This window comes from Oryzifoliimicrobium ureilyticum (assembly GCF_037199735.1).
Lineage (GTDB): Bacteria > Pseudomonadota > Alphaproteobacteria > Rhizobiales > Rhizobiaceae > Rhizobium > Rhizobium ureilyticus.
Genome location: NZ_JBBBVQ010000029.1, coordinates 1 through 251, shown reverse-complemented (window position 1 = coordinate 251; position 251 = coordinate 1). Strand labels below are relative to the sequence as shown.

1 protein-coding gene is annotated in these 251 nt (G+C 46.6%); it reads left to right on the top strand.

What is annotated here, in order from left to right; genetic code table 11:
* Positions 1-151 precede the first annotated feature (151 nt).
* On the top strand, positions 152-251 hold a 100-nt coding region (locus VQ830_RS25945; RefSeq protein ID WP_337271102.1), incomplete at its 3' end, for a cold-shock protein.

Genomic DNA, 251 nt, shown 5'->3' with positions numbered 1-251 from the left:
ACCAAAAATTGAGCTTATATCTTCTTCATCGACCAATGCTTGTGACGTCGTTCCAGAGCTTTTAGCTCCCGTTGGATTTCCTCTCAAATAATCGATCTTATCTCGCAAGGCATCGCGGGAACCACAACGATTGCTTTGAAAGGAAATCGTTATGAACACTGGTACTGTAAAGTGGTTTAACTCCACCAAAGGCTTCGGCTTCATTCAGCCTGACAATGGCAGCACGGATGTCTTCGTGCACGTGTCGGCCG